Raw genomic sequence first — 18630 nt, forward strand, 5'->3', positions numbered from 1 at the left:
GCCAAGGATAGAAAGGCATCAAACTGTGAACATCGACCTTGATAACCTGGCCGTAGATGCTTCCTATCTGGCAGGCCGGTTTGGCCTGTCGGCAGAGACGCTTCGGGGCTACATGAAGCGGGGCCTTGTCCGTGGCACAGTCGAGGCCGGTATTGGTGACGACGCCGGCAGGACGCGCCTTTCGGTCCGTTTCGGCAACCGCATCTGGATTGCGATCGTCGGCTCAAACGGCAGCATTTTGAGCGAAGAGACAAGATTTGTCGCAAAAGGACCGCAGGGCTCGTAATCGGGTACGAAGCGGTTGCCCCACCCTGTCGCTTGTTCCCGCCCGTCTCTCTGGAGCGTTCGCTTGCTGATGGCCCCGACCTCGTGAGCGCCACAGGACCGTCATCGCGCGTCTTGCCACTTCCCCTTTCGGCTATCGGACGACCGCGCCAAAACGCTCGGCGCGGTCGCTGCCCGACACTCATTTTCCCCTGACGGTCAACGGCTTGCGGCCAGTGCAGAGCATCGGGGCATGCTCGAATGCAAACATTGCCAACGCAGCCATCCATCCGATCGCCGAAGTCATCAATATCTGTGCAGTGAACGATGGCGCGATTTCTGCAAGCGGTCGCAGAAGAGCCACGAAGGCAAGAACGACATAGGATGCGTTCGTCATCCTGCTCGATTTGAGCTTGCGTCCGGTATGGCCGCGAGTGGCACGCGTCATGACGGCCAGCATCATCAGCGAAATGGCGCCGATGGCGAAGACATGCAGCACGGCGATCTGGGGTAGGCCTGTGGCACCAAGAGCGACGGCGGCAAATCCCAATGGGACGAAGGCAAAGGCGGCATGTAGGACGAACACGATCGGTTCCGCCCAAGTGGTCCAGCCGCGCCAACGGTACAGGCGAATGACATTCATCACCGTCGCGACAGCGGCGACGATGCCGGTCGCGATCGCGTCTGGCCAGACCGCCCAGGATCCTAGCGCGACTGCGCCCACGATGATCGTTGCCGCGTCATACCGATTGTACGGTACGGGAAAGTCGGTTCGCCCGAACTGGTTCAGCCAGTTGCGGGTAAAACTGGGAAGGATTCGGCCACCGACGATTGTCACCAACAGCACGTAGGCGCTCAGCCCGAGACGAATAGGCAGCTCGGGGTTTATCCCGTTGATTGCCTTCACCTGGAAGCAGATGTTGGCGACGGACAGGATGAATAGCCCGGCGACAACCTTCAGGTCCTTCCATTTCTTGCCTGCGACTACTTCTCGCGTGCACAGGACAAGCATTGCGGGCAAGAAGAGGGCGTCGACAAGAGCGGCTGCCACAACCCCTGTAAGACCGCTCGCCAACATCGCGAGGCGACCAGCGCACCAGATCGAGAACAGGAAGGCCAGCGGTCGCCCGGCTATCGGAAGTCTGCCCGTCCAGTTCGGTATTGCCGTGAGCAGAAATCCCGCCAGGATTGCCGGCGCGAAGCCGAACAGCATCTCGTGGGCGTGCCAATATAGTGTCCCATAGTCTTCAGCGACCGGAACGCCAAGCGTCAGGTAAGCGGTCCAGAGGCCCATGCTGACAATGCCCCAAAGCGCAGATGCTAGAAAGAATGGCCGGAAGCCATACGAGAAGAGGACAAGGCCGGTCCGCGACATGCCGCGGGGGACGCGCGTCTCGGCGTCCATGGTCTTCTGCATGATCGTAGTCTCCAAATTGACGGCCAAGCAATGCCAAGTTTTGGAGCGCAGGTCGTTGATATTACGCAAATAGGGACAGTACAACTTTGCGCTGCCACAAATAGCAAATTTGCGCCAAGTCAAAGAGTTCGACCGCCTTTTCTCTACTCTCCTTGTCGACAGGGCGGGGTTCGCTCGCTCTTCGACCACAGGAGTTGGGAAATGACAAACACTATGCAAATGACCCGGCGCACCATGCTGACCGGCGCCGCTGTCGCAGGGGCGCTTACACCCATCATCGTCGCGAGCACCGCTGCCCATGCCGACGATCATGCCGCCCCCGCGGAACTCAAGGGTGATAAGAAGGTCGACCTGTCGAAGCTGGCTCGTGAAAAGGTCGAACTCATAAAGCCGCCGTTTGTGCACGCCCACGATCAGAAGGCCAAGGGTGGCCCAAAGATCAAGGAATTCACGCTTACCATCGAAGAAAAGAAGATGGTGCTGGACAAGGACGGCACGGAAGTGAACGCCATGACGTTCAACGGCTCGGTCCCCGGCCCGCTGATGGTTGTCCACCAGGACGATTATGTCGAGCTGACGCTCGTCAATCCCGAAACCAACACGATGCAGCATAACATCGACTTCCACGCCGCGACCGGCGGCCTTGGGGGTGGCGCTCTGACCGTCGTGAACCCCGGTGAAAGCACCGTCCTGCGCTTCAAAGCCACGAAGGCAGGCGTCTTCGTCTACCACTGCGCTCCTCCCGGAATGGTGCCTTGGCACGTGACATCGGGGATGAACGGGGCAATCATGGTGCTGCCGCGTGAAGGCCTGACAGACGGTCACGGAAAGCCGCTCGTCTATGACAAGGTCTATTATGTTGGCGAACAGGACTTCTACATCCCTCGGGATGAAACCGGGAAATTCAAGAAATACGAAAGCCCCGGCGAGGCCTACGAGGACACCGTTGCGGTGATGAAGACCCTTACGCCGACCCATATCGTCTTCAACGGCGCGGTCGGTGCACTGACTGGCGACAACGCGATGACCGCCAAGGTCGGCGAAACGGTCCTGATCATTCATTCGCAGGCCAACCGCGACACGCGTCCGCATCTCATCGGTGGCCATGGCGAATACGTCTGGGCAACCGGCAAGTTCGCCAACGTGCCCGACATCGACCAGGAGACCTGGTTCATTCCGGGCGGTACCGCAGGCGCTGCGATTTACACCTTCGCTCAGCCTGGCATCTACGCCTACGTGAACCACAACCTGATCGAGGCGTTCGAGCTTGGTGCGGCGGCTCACTTCAAGGTCACGGGGGACTGGAACGACGATCTCATGACGTCGGTCAAGAGCCCGCAAGCAAGTTGACCATTGGCGGGGGAGGTGCGCGGACGGGGGTGGTCCGCGCACCGTTTTTTATAAGGAGGCGCTACTCGCGAAAAGACCATGAACAGGCACGCTGAGACTGGATCGGTTTCAGGCATCTCGATCGCTATTCCACTCGCTCTTCTGGCCGCGCTCTCCGGAGCGGTTGCCGTGAAGGCGGGTTTTGCTTCGTCCGGTCAACACGACGGTGGAGTTACCGCTCCGGAAGTGGTCACCATACAGCCTCATTCTTTCGAGTATCGCGAGGCGACCGAATACTTTCGCAAGGGGCTTGCCGTCGACGCGCCAAAGCACGACGCGAAGGTCCGCCTCCCGCTCGACGTCATGAAGTTTCAGACGAGCCGCGCAGAATATCAGCGCTGCGTGCTGGACGGCGCGTGTGCACCGGCCGAATATGAAGGCCAGGCCGGGCCTGACCTGCCGGTTACAGGGGTGAGCTACGACGATGCAGTGCAGTACGCGGCATGGCTATCGCAGCGGACAGGCGAGAACTGGCGCCTGCCGAGCGACTTTGAACTTGCATACGCCGCAGCCGACCGCTTTCCTGACGATGCGCTCGGCATCGATGACGACGACACGAACCCGGCGACACGTTGGCTTGCCGATTACGAGCGCGAGGCCCGCCGCGCGGCGTCGACCAACCCCAAGCCGCAGCCGAGAGGTTCGTTCGGCATCAGCACGACCGGCCTTGTCGACTTCGCGGGCAATATCTGGGAATGGACCTCCACGTGCAACAGGCGCGTCGATCTAGACAAGGCAGCAGAGACGGAGGCACTGGATCCAGCAGGCTGCGGCATTATAATAGCTTCTGGTAAGCACAGGTCGCCGATGAGCAGCTTCGTTCGAAATCCCAAGGGCGGTGGCTGCGCAGTCGGAGCGCCGCCCGACAATCTCGGTTTCCGGCTCGTCCGCCGTCCCACGTTTTTCCAGAGCGTGGTGGCGTTCGCCCGCAGGGCCGCAACGGACGCTCTTGGCCCCCATATCAGCGCCCAGACGGAGCAGAACGAAAATGAAGGTTGATCGCGCAGTAGTGAAGTCCCTGCCGCTCTTCGAGCGGATGACGGACACCGACCTCGACACGATGCTCGAGCATGCTGTGCCGCGTCGCATCGCCCAAGGAGATACCGTTTTCGAGCAAGGGGCACAGGCGAAGTCGTTTTTCCTGCTGCTGCATGGGCGGCTCAAGGTGACGCAGGTGACGCAGGACGGCCAGCAGATCATTGTCCGGATGGTACACCCCGGCGACTTGTTCGGCTTCGCCATGGCGTTTCGCAGGACCGACTACCCAGGCACGGCCCGTGCCGCGGCCGAGAGCTTGATCCTCGGATGGCCGACGGACATGTGGGGACGCTTCGTCGAACAGAACCCACGCCTGGCGATGACTGCGATGCAGACCATCGGCCAGCGGCTTGAAGAGGCCCACGTCAGAATTCGCGAGATGTCGACGGAGGAAGTTGAAAAGCGCGTCGCGCACGCCGTGCTGCGCCTGTCCAAGCAGGCGGGAAAGGCCGACGGTGTTGGCATCCGGATCGACTTCCCGATATCGCGGCAGGATATAGCGGAGATGACCGGAACGACCCTTCACACGGTCTCACGCATCCTCAGCGCGTGGGAATCAAAGGGTATCGTCGAGGGCGGGCGGCAGAAACTCACCGTCACCGATCCGCAGCGCCTTCTGAAACTGGCCGACGGCGAACGCGAGTAGACCGCGATGGCCGTGATGTTGGACAACGGCATACGGCTGCTTCTTTTGGCCGCTGGGCGCCATCCCTTCCGGGTTACGATCGCCGAGACCGCCGAGGCTTTCGGGGCGTCACACCCACACCTTGCGAAGGCAGCGAACCTTCTGGTTCGTCGCGGTTTTTTGGCGAGCCGGCGCGGCAAGAGAGGAGGCCTTTTCCTTGCGCGGTCGCCAGAGACGATCTGCCTTGCGGAGGTTGCCGCAGCGCTCGTTTCCTGCGAGGCCAGGTCGGATGCGCTGGACACTCTCCAAGGATGGCGGACGATAGAGCAAGGAGCTGCCCTCGCCTATAAAGGTCATCTGGCCAGACATACGCTCGCTGACCTCCTTAAACCCGCCAACTCAAGGTAGCTCCCCTTACACCTTTGAAGCGCTGCGGCATGCGGGATGTCTTCGCCAGGGGCGCATGCGTCGATATTCGCCTTCCGTTTCCCGATAACTTTGATGGAGGTCAAAGTGCGCTCTTGCCTGCTTCGCTAGGCTTCGTGCAGGCACTGAATCAATTGCTCGCTCAAGCGGGTTCAACGGAAAAGAAATGAAAAGAACCATGAGACCACAGCAGAAGCCGTTCGTCGTAGAGATCAAGAAGCGCAGAGCTCCCCGTGCAGCCGGAGCCGAACACAAGCCCGACCTTGATGCGCGCACCGGCAAGGTCGACACGGACAAGCTTTGCCGGCTGGTCTTCGGTCGTCTGCAGCGTTCCTGAAACAGGCTGATGCCTTGTGTGCGGCCGGCGATTTTTCCAAACCTTCCGGGCACTCAGAAATCCCTCCGCACCAGCGGTTTTCCATCTCGATAGTGTTTTGCGATGGAGAGCTTTGATCGGTCGCAATCGACGGTCACCGCATCTGATTGGTTTGCCTCGCCGACGGCTGAATGATGCCCTCTTCCCACAAGAGGTGTCCTTGTCAACAGACCAGCAACCCTGGAGCGTCGCTAGCTGAACGCCGCCCAGCCGACTGCAAAGGTCAACGTCGGAAACGCCAAGAGGCACGTCGCCAGGAGCCGCCGGCCGAAACACCGGTCGTACAGACCAGTGATCTGATGGCAAAGTGCGACAGACCAGACGGCGGCCGCCAGAACCAGCGCGCTTCTTAGATCGTCGGCGATGGGCAAGATGATCCCGTCCATCCGCAGCTGCGATATCGTGAGCGACAGAAGGCCCGTGAACAACGAAGCGGAAGCAAGGGGAATAAGGGATTGCGCGAGGTGATGCATCGGGCGGACGCGATTGCGAAGGATCCAGGCGCTCGCTGCCAGAGGGAACCCAAAAGCGAGGGTCGCCAAGGCAGCTGACAATGCGAGAAGCGCAAGCAGGGACACGGCGTCGACGATCGTCATGATATCGCCGGCTGCAGGATAGTTGGTCAACAGCCACCATGGCAGCCGTAACGAAAGCGGCCACATCAACTGTGCGTCGAGGCAGGCTTCCACCAGCCACTGGCGTATGGCCAGAAACCAGTCGCTGCCCGACCAGGTGAGCGCTGCCGGGACGAGACCAAGCATGACCGGGAGCAACATCGCAGTCTCCCATCCGGTCGCCATCCGGCCGGATCCTCGCACGATGTCGATCGCCGGCTTTCGCCACGCCAGCCGGATCGCGCCCCTATGTCCGGAACAACGGCCGCACATGTGACAGGCGGCAGCGCCCTGCATGGTCTTGATGGGGACCAGGGGCGCACAGTTCACGGCGTCGGGTCGGCCGCCTGGCGCGTGGCGCCAGCTCGCGGGATCCACCCTGAAATGGAGGGGCGCTATCTTCGACACGATGCCGAATACGCCGCTGACAGGACACAGGAACCGGCACCACACTCTCTTGGCCTTGCCATAACGAGCCCCAACCGCGATTGCTGCGAATGTCGAGCCACCGAGCAGAAGTGCGGCCGGCTTGGGATACTGATAAATGCTCGTAAGCTGACCGTAAACTGTGGTGGAAATGAACGACAGGACCGGCCAACCCGACCACTTCATCCAGCCAGGAATCGCCCTCCCCGCGCCCCGCTCACTGGCAAATTCCGAAAGCGCGCCTTCCGGGCAGAGTATCCCGCACCAGAACCTGCCGACGAGCGCCGTTGCAAGGATCACAAACGGCCACCAGAGGCCCCAGAACACAAATTGTGCAAAGCGCGTCAGGTTCGTCCATATGTAATCGGTACTCGCAGGAAGAGGCAGGACGACGGGCACGGCCAGAAGCGCCGCATAGCCTGCCACGATTCCCCATTGAAGGCGCCGGATGAACACCTGCCACCGCAGGAGAAGATCGCCAAAGCCGCCAAGAAGCGCCTGCGCGCCAATCTGGATGGAGGTCATGCAGGAGCCTTGGCGCTTAGCGGCGGCATGTAAGCCAGAGAGGCGGTGAGCCAGTAGGCGCCGATGCCCAGAAGAGGAAGAAGTTCTGGACGGGCCCGATAGCCTGCGAGCCCGGCGAGGAAGGCGCCGGCCCCCCTGCCATCGTCGAGAAGCCAGCTCAAGTCCCATAGCGGTGCGGTCAAGGGCGTCAGGATGCCAAGGGAAATCGACTTGTCGATGACGGTCATGGCCAGGCCGCTGCCGAGGATGATGAGGAGCGCCTGACTGATCCGCGACAACACCTTCTTGGATGCCATCGCCGCACCGGCCCTAAACGCCCAGAACGTTCCCACGGCCAGCACCAGACCAATCGCTCCCGACACGACGACAATGCCGGTCTGCCACCCTTCGGACGCAGAGAGCATTCCATAGAGAAAAATGACTGTTTCGGCTCCTTCCCGGGCTACGGCAAGCGCCGCCAGGGAAGCGAGACCCAGCCAGTTGCCAGCCCGTACATGCCCGAGCGCCTCATTGCGCAGTCCCCCGGTATCGCCCTGTTCCATCCGGCGCATCCAGAACACCATTCTCAGCATGAGGACTGAGGCCAGCGACGCCATGATCATCTGGAGTATTTCCTCGGCATCCCCGTCGAGCAGTGCGGAGGCCCGGCTCATGATAAGCGCCAGGGCGGCGGCGAACAGGATGCCGGAGGCAACCCCCGCGGCAATCCATCCGACGGCTCTTCTTTGAGCGGAAGGCCCCTCCCGCAACGACCAGGTCAAAAGGATTCCGACGACGAGCAAGGCTTCAAATGTTTCCCGCCAGACCACGGATGCGATCTCGAAGGACTGCAGATAAAGATTCGCGCTCATTTGGCGACCATGCTCGCCGGTGGCATGTCGAGGTGAAAGTCGTCGAAGAAGGCATAGGTTCCGACATCCAACGAGCGAAACACGAGAAAGCTTGAGGCGCCCGGAGCGAGCACCTTTTCCTTGCGCAGCGGAATGCTTTCGAATTCGACCGGCGTCGAGCCGTCGTTGTGAAGCTCAAGCTTGAAACGCGTGTTGGCTGGCACCTCGATGACGGACGGCGAGATCATCCCATTGCTGAAGTGAATCTGGATGACCGGATCGTCGCCCTGCGCAAGGGCGGGCATGACCGCGAGGCAGACCGAGAGCCCCGAAACGAGTGTTCGCAGCCACATCAGTAGCCGCCCTTCTTTCCGACGCCGGCAAACACGAATTCATATTTCAGGGTAAATGCTTCAGGCCACGCGGCCACTCCGGTCTCCTTGTCGACATGCCGGCCGAACGACATCATGCCGTGACCGCCAGGGTGCACGGTGAGTTCAAGCGCATAGCGGCCTGGCCCTGAGAGCTTGACGTTGTCGCCGTAGTGCGGCCCGTCGCTTGCGACCATCGCCTCAAGGGCACCCCCCTGTTCGGCGCCGTTGTCCAGATTCTTCACCCTGTATTCGACATGAAGACCCGGCACCCAGTCGCCCTCGGCAAAGCCATTCGCGTTCTCGGCCGTGGCGTGTATGTCCGCTTCCAGATGAACGTCGGATTCGGCCGTTGCAAGCATCATTCCCGGAGGATCCATTTCGACCGGCTGAAGATAGACGGCTGCCACTTCCATCCCACTCGCGAGCTGCGGCGCTCCGATCGGATATTCCGCGGCGCGCACAGCAAAAGGCATGGCGGCGAGAAGAACAGGCGCGAGGCAAAGGCAGGTAGCTCGAAGCATTGTGTGTGATCCGTAAAAGGTGACTGAACGGCTCACCTTTACCAGCGCAATTGCCCCACTCTTTGCGCTGGCGCAAAGATCAGGACTTCGCAAGGCTGATTTGACATTCCTCAACGCCCGTTGGTGCAGATCGTGCCATCGACAAGAAAAAGGAGGCGAGCGTGACCGAGTTTCTAGCCGCGTTTGTGGTGTTTCTGGCGCTTCATTCGATCCCCGCTACACCAGCGGTTCGAGCAGGCATCATCAGTCGGATTGGCAGGCCGACCTACTTCGTCGCCTATTCAGCGGCCTCGCTGCTGGCCCTGGCCTGGCTCTTTGCCGCTGCGCTGAAACTTGACTACGTGCCTTTGTGGGACCTGCAGCCCTGGCATGCGGCGATCACGTTTGTCCTGGCCCCCCTGGGCGGCTTCCTGGTGATTGCAGGACTTATTAGTCCCAATCCCCTTTCGATCACCGTCCGGTCATCGGAAAGACCTGGCGCCGTGGTTGGCATCACCCGCCATCCGGTACTCCTCGGGTTCGCGATCTGGGCAGCGGGACACATCATCGCCAATGGCGATCTGCGGTCCATTCTGTTGTTCGGCGGTTTCGCGCTCTTTGCCATCGGCGCCATACCGATGATCGAGAAGCGGGCAAAGCGGCGGCTTGGATCACGGTGGGAGAGCCTGGCTGCGCCGACCTCGATCCTGCCTTTCCGGGCGTTTCTGGCTGGAAGGCGACCCGCCTTCGACGTGCCCTTGGTCGCCTCCATTCTCCTGACCGGTATCCTTGTTGGCTGGCTCTTGTTTGGCGGCGGTCATGCCCTGCTTTTCGGCGCCGACCCTGTTGCAATATTCGGCTGATCGAATAACGCCTCGCCAAGCCAGGCGCGCGATTGATGCGGCACAGGAAGTCCAAGCAGATCGACTGCCCGACGAGCGAGGTGGTCTACCACGTCCTGGATGGACTCGGGGCGATTATAGAATGCCGGCACGGGCGGCATGACGATCGCTCCCATTTCCGTGACGGCGACCATGTTGCGAAGGTGCCCGAGATGCAACGGCGTCTCGCGGGTGAGCAGGACCAGCCTGCGCCTTTCCTTCAGTTGAACATCTGCCGCCCGAGAAATCAGGTTTTGAGACAACCCCGTGGAGATCGCTGCCAGCGTCTTCATGGAGCAAGGTGCAACAATCATGCCGGTGACCGGAAACGAACCACTCGCGATAGCCGGTCCAATGTCGTTGTTGTCGTATGTCCTATGTGCCTTGAGCAGCATGCGCCCGTGGGCTTCAGCCCCAACTTCGTGAGCGAGTGTCCGGCAGCCACTGTCGGAAACAACGAGATGCACCCTTACATTCAGCGAGACCAGCAAATCGAGCGCGGCGACGCCAAGCGCTGCGCCTGACGCTCCTGTCACTGCAAGCACGACATCCTTGTGTTCAGATACCCGCATCACGTCGCAGCCTTTCCCATGTTTGCGCGGCCTTTTCCTCAAGGTTTTCGGGCATCTCCAGCACTCGACCCCATTCCCTTTCGGTCTCAGCGCCGATCTTGTTGGTGGCGTCCAAGCCCAACTTGGCGCCGAGCCCGGACTTCGGAGACGCGAAGTCGAGGTAGTCGATTGGCGTGTTTTCCAGCACCACCAGGTCCCGCGAGGCATCGAACCGGGTTGCGACCGCCCACATGATCTCCTCCCACTTCCTGACGCTGATATCCGGATCGACGACGATGATGAGCTTCGTATAGTTGAACTGCGGGAGCATCGACCACAGCCCCATCATGATGCGGCGTGCCTGACCCGGATAGCGCTTGTCGATCGAAACGACGACTGCCCGGTAGGAGCAAGCTTCCGGCGGAAGCCACAGATCCCTGATCTCCGGAAACTGGCGCTTCACGATCGGGATGAAAAGCTCGGTCATCGCCTCGCCCAGCCGTGATGGTTCGTCTGGCGGGCGCCCGGTATACGTCGAGAGATAAACCGGCGAGCGCCGCGTGGTTATCGCACTCAACCTGACGACTGGAAACGGCTCCACGCAGTTGTAGTACCCGGTATGATCTCCATAGGGTCCCTCTGGCGCCGTTTCCTCCGCGGAAACGTAACCTTCGAGAATTATTTCGGCATTTGAAGGGACCGCAAGCGGGACGGTGAGCGCGCTGGAGACCTCGGTTCTCGATCCGCGCAGAAGGCCGGCGAAGTTCAGTTCGCTCATGCCTTCGGGAAGTGGAATGACGCCGGCGAGAAGCGTCGCCGGATCGGCCCCGATCACAACGGCGATCGGCATATCGAGGCCCTTACGCTGCCACAGCCGAAAATGCTTCGCGCCACCACGATGGGCCAGCCACCGAACGATCAGCGACGAGCGGTCGCGGACCTGCATCCGGTATATGCCCACGTTCACGTCCCTGGGGTCGTCGGGATTGCATGTAATCACCAGCGGCCAGGTCACGAGAGGCGCCGGCTCGCCTGGCCAGCACCATTGTACCGGAAGCTGCCCGAGGTCGATCTGCGGTCCCTTGTAGACGACCTCCTGCGAGGCAGCCGCCCTGCGCAAGCGAGGTCGCATGCTGCCCACCGCCTTGAGCATTGGCAGCTTGCTCCATGCATCGACGAGCGACACGGGTGGTGTCGGCCGCTGAAGCTCGGCCAGGTCATTCGCGAGGCCCGTCAATCCCGCTTCGCCGACGCCAAAGCCGAGCTCGATCCGCTGCCTTGTACCGAACAGATTTACAACGACGGGTATCGGGGAGAACCGTCCGTCGGCGTGTACGGGTTGTTTGATGAGGAGGGCGGGGCCACCCTCGGAAAGCACTTTCTGGTGCAGGGCGGTCAGTTCATGCACGAGCGACACGGGCTCCTCCACGACAAGCAGCAGCCGTCGCTGCTGCAGATCGAAAAGGAAGGACTGCAGGTCGCCATGCCGTCTGGCTTTTGGTTCTTCATTACGCATGACGCTGAAATCGACGAGGAAACCGTCCTTGTCTTTGTCTCAGATCAAACAGAGCCTCGCCAAGAAAAACTAGGATGGCTTGTTCAATCTGAGAGGCCGTAATGCTCGCCCCATCTCGCCTGATGGCGACCGCCCGCATCATTCCATTGCCGATCGTCGGGCGCATCGCCGACTTCCTGCTCAAGGAGGTTCTTTCAATTCATCCGAAACTCTTCGACCGGCTCGGTGAGTACAGCCAGTCCCGCTTTGCATTCGTGCCGTCGGACTTCCCGTTTTCATTCCTGATTTGCCCAAAAGATCGCACTGTCCAAGCCTTTCGTCGCGGTACCCACATGGTCGCTGACACCACCATCTGCGGACCGCTGGTCCTGATGCTGGCCCTTGCCGAGGGCAGGATCGACGGCGACGCCATATTCTTCGCCAGAAAGCTCACTGTCACGGGTGACATGGAGGCGGTGCTGGCACTTCGAAACGCCCTCGATGACAACGAAATAGACCTCGTTGACGCCGTCGGGAGATTGTCGGGCCCGATGACCCGTTCCATCACCGGAGCCCTCGGTTCGGTCCGTCGGCAAGCGCTGAAGGCGCATGGTGTCCAATGGAGCTGATCTGCCCTGCAGGAACCCCTGCATCGTTTCGCGAGGCCGTCGATGCCGGGGCTGATGCCGTCTACTGCGGCTTTCGCGACGAGACAAACGCGCGCAACTTCCCAGGTTTGAATTTTGATCTCGCCGAGCTTCGTGATGCAATCGGCTACGCACGCGCGCGAAAGGTGAAGACGTTTGTCGCTCTCAACACTTTCATGACGGCCGGCAAGGAAGATCTCTGGTACCGCAGGGCAAGGGAAGCGTCGGAAGCGGGCGCCGACGCCCTCATCGTTGCAGATTTCGGATTGATGGCGCATGTCGCGGAACATCACCCGGCACAGCGCCTCCACATCTCCGTTCAGGCGTCTGCCTCCAATCCCGAGGCCCTTTCATATCTGGTCGACTGTTTCGGTGCTGCCCGCATCGTGCTGCCGCGTACCCTCACCATCCAGGACATCGCCCGCATTGCACGAAGCGTGGACTGCGAATTGGAGGTTTTCGTCTTTGGCGGATTGTGCGTCATGGCAGAGGGGCGCTGCTCGCTGTCCTCCTACGCGACCGGCAAGTCGCCAAATATGAACGGCGTATGCTCGCCAGCCAGCCACGTACGCTACCGGCAGGCCGGCGGCGACCTGGTGTCTGAACTGGGTGGCTTCACCATAAACCGATTTTCCGAAGAAGAACCCGCTGGCTATCCGACGCTGTGCAAGGGTCGCTTCGCAGTCGGACAAAGCGCGACCTACGCTTTCGAGGATCCGGTGTCGCTGGACGTCATGGACCAGCTCGACGAACTTCGGGCGGCAGGCGTCAAGGCATTGAAGGTCGAAGGCCGTCAGCGCGGCAAGGCCTACATCTCGGAAGTCGTTTCCACGCTTCGCGCCACGCTGAAGGCGGCGCCTGCGGACCGCCCGGTCCTCATGTCACGCCTTCGCAAACTCAGCGAGGGACAACAGACGACAAAGGGCGCCTATGAGAAGCGTTGGAGGTAGTCGATGAAATCTCCCTTGAAGCTTACCTTGGGGCCGCTCCTCTATCTTTGGCCGACAGAGCGCTGGCGCGACTTCTATTTCGCAATCGCCGACCAGTCGCCTGTCGACGTCGTGGTGCTTGGGGAGACCGTCTGTTCCAAGCGGTTGCATTTCATGGAACCCGAGTTCGTGGCTGTCGTTGAACGCCTGGAGGCGGCGGGAAAGGAAGTCCGTCTCTCCACGCTCGCCCTTGTAACCCTCGATCGTGAATCGAAATATCAGAGATCAGTTGCAGCCGATGAAGATCACCTGGTCGAAGCCAACGATCTTTCCGCCCTTCAGATGCTGAAGGGCCGGAGTCACACCGTCGGACCCTTCGTCAATGTCTATAATGGACCGTCGGCCAAGCTTCTCGCACGAAACGGCGCGGCCAGCATCTGCCTGCCCCCGGAGCTGCCGGCAGCGTCGGTCGCCGAGATCACGCGATCCTGCCCCGGAGGCGATTTCGAGCTCTTCGCGTTCGGCCGCTTACCCCTCGCCATCTCGGCGCGCTGCGCGCATGCCCGATCCAAGGGAAAGACCAAGGACAATTGTCAGTTCGTTTGCCAGGAAGATCCCGACGGCCTTTCCGTAGGCACGCTTTCAAACCAGCCGTTTCTCGCATTGAACGGCGTACAGACGGTCTCCCACTCCTGCCAGGCGCTCCTGGAAGGGCCGGAGGAGTGGGACGCACTGGGCGTCAGCTCACTGCGCCTCTCGCCGCAGGATTGCGACATGGTTGCCGTGTCCGCGCTCTATCGAAAGATGCTCGACGGTCACCTCGAGCCGGCGGAGACGGGCTCAAGAATACGAAGCATCTATCCCGACGTCCCGTTGTCGAACGGATTTCATCACGGGCGCGCCGGTGCGGAATGGATCGCAAGACAAAGGAACACAGAAGGAGCGAGCAGATGACAGGGAAGCAATCGCGAAGCGGCAGTCCCGCCGATAATCACATTCTTGCAGCGGTTCGCCAGATCAAGGCTTTCGCGAAAAATCCGGCGCTCGATTGCGGCTGCTCCACGGTTGTGGGCCAGGTCCTGGTCAGCCTGGTGCCGAAACAACGCGCTGCAGTCGTCCAGGAGCTCTTTCTGTCTGCCATGCGACAACGGGACAAAGTGTCGACCCTTATGGAACTTCTGAAGGAACTCGACCAGTTCGGACCGGCAACAGAGATCGGGGAGGTTGAGGAGGCGGCGTTGATCTTCGACGACCTGGCCCAGCAGGCGCGGTTGGGATCGCAGCTCCTGAGAGCCTTCGCCTTCAATCGAAACGACATACTCGCTCCATCAACCAAGCATGTTGAGGTGCAGGAGGCCTTGTCGTGAATTCCGAACGGAGCTGGCAGAGACATATCGACGCTCTGGAGTTCGTCAGCCTTTGGGGAGCGTCTGGCGGCGAGCAGCGGGCCGTCCTGGAGGCGTTCCTTTTCCATTCCCGCGGGTGGTTCTCGAAAGATCCGGGTGACCTGCAGGACCGGCTTTGCAGGGAACGCTCCGGTGAATAGCCTTCATTCCAGTTCGCGTTCATCGAGTGCGAGTTCGAGCCGGCTTCACGAAGGTATTTGGGCACGGCAGGTATGATGTCACTGTTTGACGCAGATCAAGGTTTTGGGAGAGCGCATCGCTCATCTTCGCAGAACTTCGGCAAGGGATCGGCGTCAGCGGCGCTTTGGTGCGCAGCAAGGAGGGAGCAAGTTTGCGGTATACGGTAGTCGCTGCGTGGCTGGACGGAAAGGAGAGATCCGGACGCATCGTTTTGCAGGCAGCCGGTCGTTCACGGACGATCGTTGTCACGCGACGTGCGCTCCTCAATGTCGACACCCCTCCCCGCGCCACGGAGGAACGTCTCCTTCAACATCTTGATAGTTTCTGTGAGATGGCGCTCGCCTTCATCGGCGATCGCCAGGACGACTGCGAGACGCTCCTTGTCAGAGCGACCGACGTTCGCAACCGCAGAAAAGCAGAACCGGTTCCGGAGCCGCTGTGGACCTGGCAAGACCAATGGGGCTCCTGGAAACAGAAAGGCAGTCGTTCTCGGCTCGGGTTGGTCTGAGCGGCAGGATCGCCCCGGTCGTCAATATCGCGCCGCTCGGCGCTCATGCCTTCGGCTCTGCGCATTTGCGCCGGACTTTCGGCGTTCAAGGTTCATCAAGCCACAGCGCCGTCGCCAGGTAACCGGCAGCGATCGTGCTGCCGAACAGATAGACAAACATGCCCTGGGCGACATAATAGTCGGGCACTTCAATACCTGCGCCCCAGGAGCCGACCCTCCAGATAGCCAATCCAGCCACGGATCCGATTGCGAATCCGGCCGAAAGGCGGGTAAGCAGAAACCAGATCAAGTGAGGCATCGCGGTACCTCCATCCATGTCCCAGCATAACACGTCGTGTGGCGACAAGTTCTCCCAAAATGATCAATGTCAATGTGGCCGACGTCGCATCGTGCGAGCAGCGAGTTTCACAGGATACGGACCATGAATGACCTCAGCTTTGCACTTGGTGCTTTCACACTTCTGATACTGCCGGGACCGACCAACGCATTGCTCGTCATGGCGTCGCACGGCCTATCTCGCATTGGCTTGCTTGAGGTGCTCGCCGCTGTTGTCTTCGCTTACCTTGCGATCATAATTCCCGTTTCAAGCGTCGCTGGTCCTTTCCTGCATGCTCACCCTCTCGCGCTGCAAGTCGTGAAGGCCATCTCCGCCGTCTGGGTGCTCTATCTTGCATTCAAGCTTTGGGGGCGCAGTACCGTCGCCTCGACGGAATTTGCGGGTCCCCGGCACGTGTTCGTGACGACATTGCTCAATCCGAAGGCAATAATAATCGGATTGACGATCATTCCCTCCGCGCAGGATGGACTTGCGCTCAGCACGATGATGGCGTTCGTCGCCGTGGCACTCTCGACTTCCCTGATTTGGCTTGCCGCCGGCAGGCTGGTGATCGGCGAAAGCGATCACATGCCCTTGATCGCCAGGCGTTGCGGTTCAGCAGCATTGATGATCTTCTCCATCGTTTTGACGGCGAGTGCTCTTCGCTAGGAGACAAGCCGTCTTTCCCCAGCAATTTGCGCTGGCTCAATGAAGGGATCCGGGAGGTCGCTACTATTCGCTCCGTTCATACCGGAGGAAATGCGATGCTCGGCGACGACGGCGAACTCGCTGCATATTTCTCGGCGCTCGCGAATGCCCATCGCCTGGCCGTGTTGAGAACACTCGCCGAGGGCGAAATCTGCGTCAGGGAACTCGCGCTCCGCATCGGTCTGGGCCGGTCCGCCCTGTCGCGGCACCTGAACATCCTTCGACGGCATCAGCTGGTCAAGCAGCGTCGTGAAGCGCAGACGACCTACTATTCTCTGTCTGGCAGCAGAAGCGACAAGGCGCTCCTGCTCGTTAACACCATTCTTTTTCCTTATGGGGTCCAGTTGTCGATGTTCGGGTTCTCGGACGTCACGCGGGACGGCGTGTAGGCATTTGTAGAACCGGTTCCCGTTTGCGCCCTGGAGGTGCCTGAAATGCGCGTAAGTCAAATCATGACAGAAGGCGTCATCACGATCACTGAGCGGGCGACCGTGATCGATGCTGCAGAACTGATGCTCTACCATCGCATCAGTGGCCTTCCGGTGCTTGATGCGCGGGGCGGCCTGGTGGGCATGCTGAGCCAAAGCGACCTGGTGCGGAGGACGGAGGCGCAGACCGAGACGCGCCGCTCATGGTGGCTGCAACTCTTGACGGGTCAGGACTGCCTTGCCGACGAATATGTGGCCTTGCGCGAACGGCGCGTTGGTGAAGTCATGTCGCGTCCGCTTGTGACCGTCTCTCCTTATGCGACGCTGACCGAGGCGGCAGAATTGATGGAGCAGACAAGTGTAAAGCGGCTGCCGGTCGTCGTGGGGGACAGCCTCGTCGGCATCATTGCCAGAAAGGACTTCCTCAAGCCGCTTCGACAATCGCGATCGGTCTCGGTCTTTTCGATTGATGACAGGACGATCCTATCGAACGTCGAGGCGGAATTGCAGACCAGGGAATGGGCTCGATGTGGACAGATCCGCGTCAGCGTCAATGCCGGCATTGTCGTGTTGAGAGGCACGGTTCCCGACGAACGGGTGCGGGCGGCCGTAAGAGTGGCGGCGGAGAATGTCGCCGGCGTGCAGGACGTTCGGGACGAACTCACCTGGATCGATCAGAGCTTCAGGATTTTGGCGCCGTCACCGACCGTCGAAGAGAGGCTGAACTGAACGCGCCTCAACCGGCGGCTTGACCGTTCCGGAAAACCGCATGGCGGGCCCCGACCCGATAACGGGAGAGGCAAAAGTGCTGACGCCAATATGCATTGCGGCAGTCTTGCCGGCGATGGCGAGCTTGCTGCGGCATGCGAGACATCAACCTTCTGCAGTTTGAGACGTTTTGCGTGACGTTCGGTTGCGTTCACTGGCGAGCCACGAAACTCGGGTAGGAGACTTGCGCTTCGAGGAACCAGGTGCCTTGCTGACAAGGCCGCCGTCTGACAACGCCGTCTGACAAGGCCGTTCGCTATTGCGACGCCGGGGTGAAGCGCGCTACCAGTGCGTGCCGGTCGCCGGGATAGGTGAAGCGCACGTGAGTGACTGGCCCGACATTGCTCCAGGTGCGGCGTTCGACGACCAGACAGGCAGTGTTGCGCGGGATGTCCAGGGCGACAGCCTCGTCCGCGCCGGCCGATACGGCATGGATGCGGTGCTCGGCGCTACTCCATGGGATCTGATTGATCAGCCAGGCGCCGGGTGCCATCTCGGAAAAATCGGCGTCGGCTGCCTCGGGTACGGTCGACAGACTGATTAGCCTTTCCTCGAGGCAGAATGGCCGCCCGCCCGCGTGATGAATGCAGGCCACGTCGACAACGGAAGAGCCCGGCATGACGTCCAGGCGTCCGATGTCCTCGGCCCTGGCCTTGCGTTGCACGCGCTTTGAGACCGTGAAGGCATAGGCGAGATTCAATGACTTGACCTCGGCGCCGATGTCGTGGATCTCGAGGACGGCCGATTGCGCCTGCGGCTGTGTGACGAAGCTGCCGGACTTTTTCCGACGCTCGATGAGGCCCGCCTTGGCGAGCTGGGTCAGCGCCTTGTTCACGGTCATGCGCGAACAGTCATATTGCTTGGTGAGATCCACTTCGAACGGGATGCGGTGACCCGGTGGCCATTCGCCCGAGACGATGCGGCCTTCGATGTCACTCACGATCCGCTGATGCAAGGTGATGTCCTTGCTTTGGTTCATCGTCACGCTCCGGTTATACCTCCCGCTCTA

Annotated in this window: 24 protein-coding genes; 15 read left to right on the forward strand and 9 right to left on the reverse strand. The window is 60.6% G+C overall.

The genetic code is table 11. From position 1 onward, the window contains the following. Positions 1 to 25 precede the first annotated feature (25 nt). Positions 26 to 286: a DUF6522 family protein gene (locus IB248_RS11670; RefSeq protein WP_169680313.1), complete on the forward strand. Its 261-nt coding sequence runs from the start codon at positions 26 to 28 to the stop codon at positions 284 to 286. A gap of 180 nt (positions 287 to 466) precedes the next feature. Here IB248_RS11670 and IB248_RS11675 read toward each other — a convergent pair whose 3' ends face one another. Continuing rightward, positions 467 to 1681: an NnrS family protein gene (locus tag IB248_RS11675; protein ID WP_192240820.1), complete on the reverse strand. Its 1215-nt coding sequence runs from the start codon at positions 1679 to 1681 to the stop codon at positions 467 to 469. Between the two features lie 201 nt (positions 1682 to 1882). Here IB248_RS11675 and nirK point away from each other — a divergent pair, with 201 nt between their 5' ends. The 4 genes from nirK to IB248_RS11700 all read left to right on the forward strand — a co-directional run bounded on the left by nirK (position 1883) and on the right by IB248_RS11700 (position 5496). Beyond that, positions 1883 to 3031 (forward strand): copper-containing nitrite reductase, encoded by a 1149-nt coding sequence (gene nirK / locus IB248_RS11680; protein WP_192240821.1) that lies wholly within the window; start codon positions 1883 to 1885, stop codon positions 3029 to 3031. A 78-nt stretch (positions 3032 to 3109) separates the two neighbouring features. Then, positions 3110 to 4069, forward strand: a complete 960-nt coding sequence (locus IB248_RS11685) for an SUMF1/EgtB/PvdO family nonheme iron enzyme (protein WP_192240822.1) — start codon at positions 3110 to 3112, stop codon at positions 4067 to 4069. Next, entirely contained in the window at positions 4059 to 4754 is a 696-nt protein-coding gene (locus IB248_RS11690) for a Crp/Fnr family transcriptional regulator (RefSeq protein WP_025660781.1), read from the forward strand. Before IB248_RS11685 ends, IB248_RS11690 begins: the two co-directional genes overlap by 11 nt. A gap of 571 nt (positions 4755 to 5325) precedes the next feature. Next, complete coding sequence (locus IB248_RS11700; RefSeq protein WP_156828727.1) at positions 5326 to 5496, forward strand: hypothetical protein; 171 nt, start codon at positions 5326 to 5328, stop codon at positions 5494 to 5496. Between the two features lie 230 nt (positions 5497 to 5726). Here the strand turns inward: IB248_RS11700 and IB248_RS11705 are convergent, their stop codons facing one another. From IB248_RS11705 to IB248_RS11720, 4 genes are read right to left on the reverse strand one after another with little or no spacing between them, the layout of a single operon-like run. Next, positions 5727 to 7100: a 4Fe-4S binding protein gene (locus IB248_RS11705; RefSeq protein ID WP_192240823.1), complete on the reverse strand. Its 1374-nt coding sequence runs from the start codon at positions 7098 to 7100 to the stop codon at positions 5727 to 5729. After that, the gene (locus IB248_RS11710) at positions 7097 to 7951 is read right to left on the reverse strand and encodes an FTR1 family protein (RefSeq protein WP_192240824.1); all 855 of its coding nucleotides are present in this window, start codon (positions 7949 to 7951) and stop codon (positions 7097 to 7099) included. Before IB248_RS11710 ends, IB248_RS11705 begins: the two co-directional genes overlap by 4 nt. Next, positions 7948 to 8283, reverse strand: coding sequence for a cupredoxin domain-containing protein (locus tag IB248_RS11715; RefSeq protein WP_192240825.1), 336 nt, complete (start codon positions 8281 to 8283; stop codon positions 7948 to 7950). Before IB248_RS11715 ends, IB248_RS11710 begins: the two co-directional genes overlap by 4 nt. Beyond that, positions 8283 to 8825, reverse strand: a complete 543-nt coding sequence (locus IB248_RS11720) for an iron transporter (protein ID WP_025660787.1) — start codon at positions 8823 to 8825, stop codon at positions 8283 to 8285. The genes IB248_RS11715 and IB248_RS11720 overlap by 1 nt, the downstream gene beginning before the upstream one ends. A gap of 161 nt (positions 8826 to 8986) precedes the next feature. On the opposite strand from IB248_RS11720, the gene IB248_RS11725 reads away from it, so the two are divergent. Next, a complete protein-coding gene (locus tag IB248_RS11725) occupies positions 8987 to 9667 on the forward strand; it encodes an NnrU family protein (protein WP_192240826.1) in 681 nt (226 codons plus the stop codon). On the opposite strand, the gene IB248_RS11730 is transcribed toward IB248_RS11725, so the two are convergent. Both IB248_RS11730 and IB248_RS11735 read right to left on the reverse strand, forming a co-directional pair. Beyond that, positions 9622 to 10257 (reverse strand): UbiX family flavin prenyltransferase, encoded by a 636-nt coding sequence (locus IB248_RS11730; protein WP_192240827.1) that lies wholly within the window; start codon positions 10255 to 10257, stop codon positions 9622 to 9624. The two genes, IB248_RS11725 and IB248_RS11730, sit on opposite strands and share 46 nt — an antisense overlap. Beyond that, positions 10244 to 11752 carry a UbiD family decarboxylase gene (locus tag IB248_RS11735; protein WP_192240828.1) on the reverse strand — a complete coding sequence of 503 codons (1509 nt, stop codon included), beginning with the start codon at positions 11750 to 11752 and terminating at the stop codon, positions 10244 to 10246. Before IB248_RS11735 ends, IB248_RS11730 begins: the two co-directional genes overlap by 14 nt. A 101-nt stretch (positions 11753 to 11853) precedes the next feature. Between IB248_RS11735 and IB248_RS11740 the strand changes: the two genes are divergently transcribed. The 6 genes from IB248_RS11740 to IB248_RS31330 all read left to right on the forward strand — a co-directional run bounded on the left by IB248_RS11740 (position 11854) and on the right by IB248_RS31330 (position 15401). Then, a complete protein-coding gene (locus IB248_RS11740) occupies positions 11854 to 12360 on the forward strand; it encodes an SCP2 sterol-binding domain-containing protein (protein WP_192240829.1) in 507 nt (168 codons plus the stop codon). Beyond that, the gene (locus IB248_RS11745) at positions 12351 to 13328 is read left to right on the forward strand and encodes a peptidase U32 family protein (protein ID WP_113471726.1); all 978 of its coding nucleotides are present in this window, start codon (positions 12351 to 12353) and stop codon (positions 13326 to 13328) included. Before IB248_RS11740 ends, IB248_RS11745 begins: the two co-directional genes overlap by 10 nt. 3 nt (positions 13329 to 13331) lie before the next feature. Beyond that, the gene (locus IB248_RS11750) at positions 13332 to 14261 is read left to right on the forward strand and encodes a U32 family peptidase (protein ID WP_192240830.1); all 930 of its coding nucleotides are present in this window, start codon (positions 13332 to 13334) and stop codon (positions 14259 to 14261) included. Further along, positions 14258 to 14674, forward strand: coding sequence for a hypothetical protein (locus tag IB248_RS11755; protein WP_192240831.1), 417 nt, complete (start codon positions 14258 to 14260; stop codon positions 14672 to 14674). The genes IB248_RS11750 and IB248_RS11755 overlap by 4 nt, the downstream gene beginning before the upstream one ends. Beyond that, on the forward strand, positions 14671 to 14853 hold the full coding sequence (locus IB248_RS11760) for a hypothetical protein (RefSeq protein ID WP_018856190.1): 183 nt from the start codon (positions 14671 to 14673) through the stop codon (positions 14851 to 14853). Before IB248_RS11755 ends, IB248_RS11760 begins: the two co-directional genes overlap by 4 nt. A 191-nt stretch (positions 14854 to 15044) precedes the next feature. Further along, positions 15045 to 15401, forward strand: coding sequence for a hypothetical protein (locus IB248_RS31330; protein ID WP_025660795.1), 357 nt, complete (start codon positions 15045 to 15047; stop codon positions 15399 to 15401). Between the two features lie 85 nt (positions 15402 to 15486). Here IB248_RS31330 and IB248_RS11770 read toward each other — a convergent pair whose 3' ends face one another. After that, complete coding sequence (locus tag IB248_RS11770; RefSeq protein ID WP_018856187.1) at positions 15487 to 15699, reverse strand: hypothetical protein; 213 nt, start codon at positions 15697 to 15699, stop codon at positions 15487 to 15489. 123 nt (positions 15700 to 15822) lie between these two features. On the opposite strand from IB248_RS11770, the gene IB248_RS11775 reads away from it, so the two are divergent. From IB248_RS11775 to IB248_RS11785, 3 genes are all read left to right on the forward strand, one after another. Beyond that, entirely contained in the window at positions 15823 to 16386 is a 564-nt protein-coding gene (locus IB248_RS11775; protein ID WP_025660796.1) for a threonine transporter RhtB, read from the forward strand. Between the two features lie 95 nt (positions 16387 to 16481). Beyond that, complete coding sequence (locus IB248_RS11780; RefSeq protein WP_192240833.1) at positions 16482 to 16814, forward strand: metalloregulator ArsR/SmtB family transcription factor; 333 nt, start codon at positions 16482 to 16484, stop codon at positions 16812 to 16814. Positions 16815 to 16859: 45 nt separating this feature from the next. Then, positions 16860 to 17582, forward strand: coding sequence for a CBS domain-containing protein (locus IB248_RS11785; protein ID WP_192240834.1), 723 nt, complete (start codon positions 16860 to 16862; stop codon positions 17580 to 17582). Positions 17583 to 17877: 295 nt separating this feature from the next. Here IB248_RS11785 and hutC read toward each other — a convergent pair whose 3' ends face one another. Next, on the reverse strand, positions 17878 to 18600 hold the full coding sequence (gene hutC, locus IB248_RS11790) for a histidine utilization repressor (protein ID WP_169680335.1): 723 nt from the start codon (positions 18598 to 18600) through the stop codon (positions 17878 to 17880). Positions 18601 to 18630 lie beyond the last annotated feature (30 nt).

The sequence above is a fragment of the Rhizobium sp. RHZ01 genome, from assembly GCF_014851595.1.
Taxonomy (GTDB): Bacteria; Pseudomonadota; Alphaproteobacteria; order Rhizobiales; family Rhizobiaceae; genus Rhizobium; species Rhizobium altiplani.

Bases quoted from the DNA above. Each gene is read 5' to 3' on its own strand.
- IB248_RS11675 (WP_192240820.1), bottom strand. From the start codon at position 1,681: ATGCAGAAGACCATGGACGCCGAGACGCGCGTCCCCCGCGGCATGTCG.
- nirK (WP_192240821.1), top strand. From the start codon at position 1,883: ATGACAAACACTATGCAAATGACCCGGCGCACCATGCTGACCGGCGCC.
- IB248_RS11685 (WP_192240822.1), top strand. From the start codon at position 3,110: ATGAACAGGCACGCTGAGACTGGATCGGTTTCAGGCATCTCGATCGCT.
- IB248_RS11690 (WP_025660781.1), top strand. From the start codon at position 4,059: ATGAAGGTTGATCGCGCAGTAGTGAAGTCCCTGCCGCTCTTCGAGCGG.
- IB248_RS11700 (WP_156828727.1), top strand. From the start codon at position 5,326: ATGAAAAGAACCATGAGACCACAGCAGAAGCCGTTCGTCGTAGAGATC.
- IB248_RS11705 (WP_192240823.1), bottom strand. From the start codon at position 7,100: ATGACCTCCATCCAGATTGGCGCGCAGGCGCTTCTTGGCGGCTTTGGC.
- IB248_RS11710 (WP_192240824.1), bottom strand. From the start codon at position 7,951: ATGAGCGCGAATCTTTATCTGCAGTCCTTCGAGATCGCATCCGTGGTC.
- IB248_RS11715 (WP_192240825.1), bottom strand. From the start codon at position 8,283: ATGTGGCTGCGAACACTCGTTTCGGGGCTCTCGGTCTGCCTCGCGGTC.
- IB248_RS11720 (WP_025660787.1), bottom strand. From the start codon at position 8,825: ATGCTTCGAGCTACCTGCCTTTGCCTCGCGCCTGTTCTTCTCGCCGCC.
- IB248_RS11730 (WP_192240827.1), bottom strand. From the start codon at position 10,257: ATGCGGGTATCTGAACACAAGGATGTCGTGCTTGCAGTGACAGGAGCG.
- IB248_RS11735 (WP_192240828.1), bottom strand. From the start codon at position 11,752: ATGCGTAATGAAGAACCAAAAGCCAGACGGCATGGCGACCTGCAGTCC.
- IB248_RS11740 (WP_192240829.1), top strand. From the start codon at position 11,854: ATGCTCGCCCCATCTCGCCTGATGGCGACCGCCCGCATCATTCCATTG.
- IB248_RS11745 (WP_113471726.1), top strand. From the start codon at position 12,351: ATGGAGCTGATCTGCCCTGCAGGAACCCCTGCATCGTTTCGCGAGGCC.
- IB248_RS11750 (WP_192240830.1), top strand. From the start codon at position 13,332: ATGAAATCTCCCTTGAAGCTTACCTTGGGGCCGCTCCTCTATCTTTGG.
- IB248_RS11755 (WP_192240831.1), top strand. From the start codon at position 14,258: ATGACAGGGAAGCAATCGCGAAGCGGCAGTCCCGCCGATAATCACATT.
- IB248_RS11770 (WP_018856187.1), bottom strand. From the start codon at position 15,699: ATGCCTCACTTGATCTGGTTTCTGCTTACCCGCCTTTCGGCCGGATTC.
- IB248_RS11775 (WP_025660796.1), top strand. From the start codon at position 15,823: ATGAATGACCTCAGCTTTGCACTTGGTGCTTTCACACTTCTGATACTG.
- IB248_RS11780 (WP_192240833.1), top strand. From the start codon at position 16,482: ATGCTCGGCGACGACGGCGAACTCGCTGCATATTTCTCGGCGCTCGCG.
- IB248_RS11785 (WP_192240834.1), top strand. From the start codon at position 16,860: ATGCGCGTAAGTCAAATCATGACAGAAGGCGTCATCACGATCACTGAG.
- hutC (WP_169680335.1), bottom strand. From the start codon at position 18,600: ATGAACCAAAGCAAGGACATCACCTTGCATCAGCGGATCGTGAGTGAC.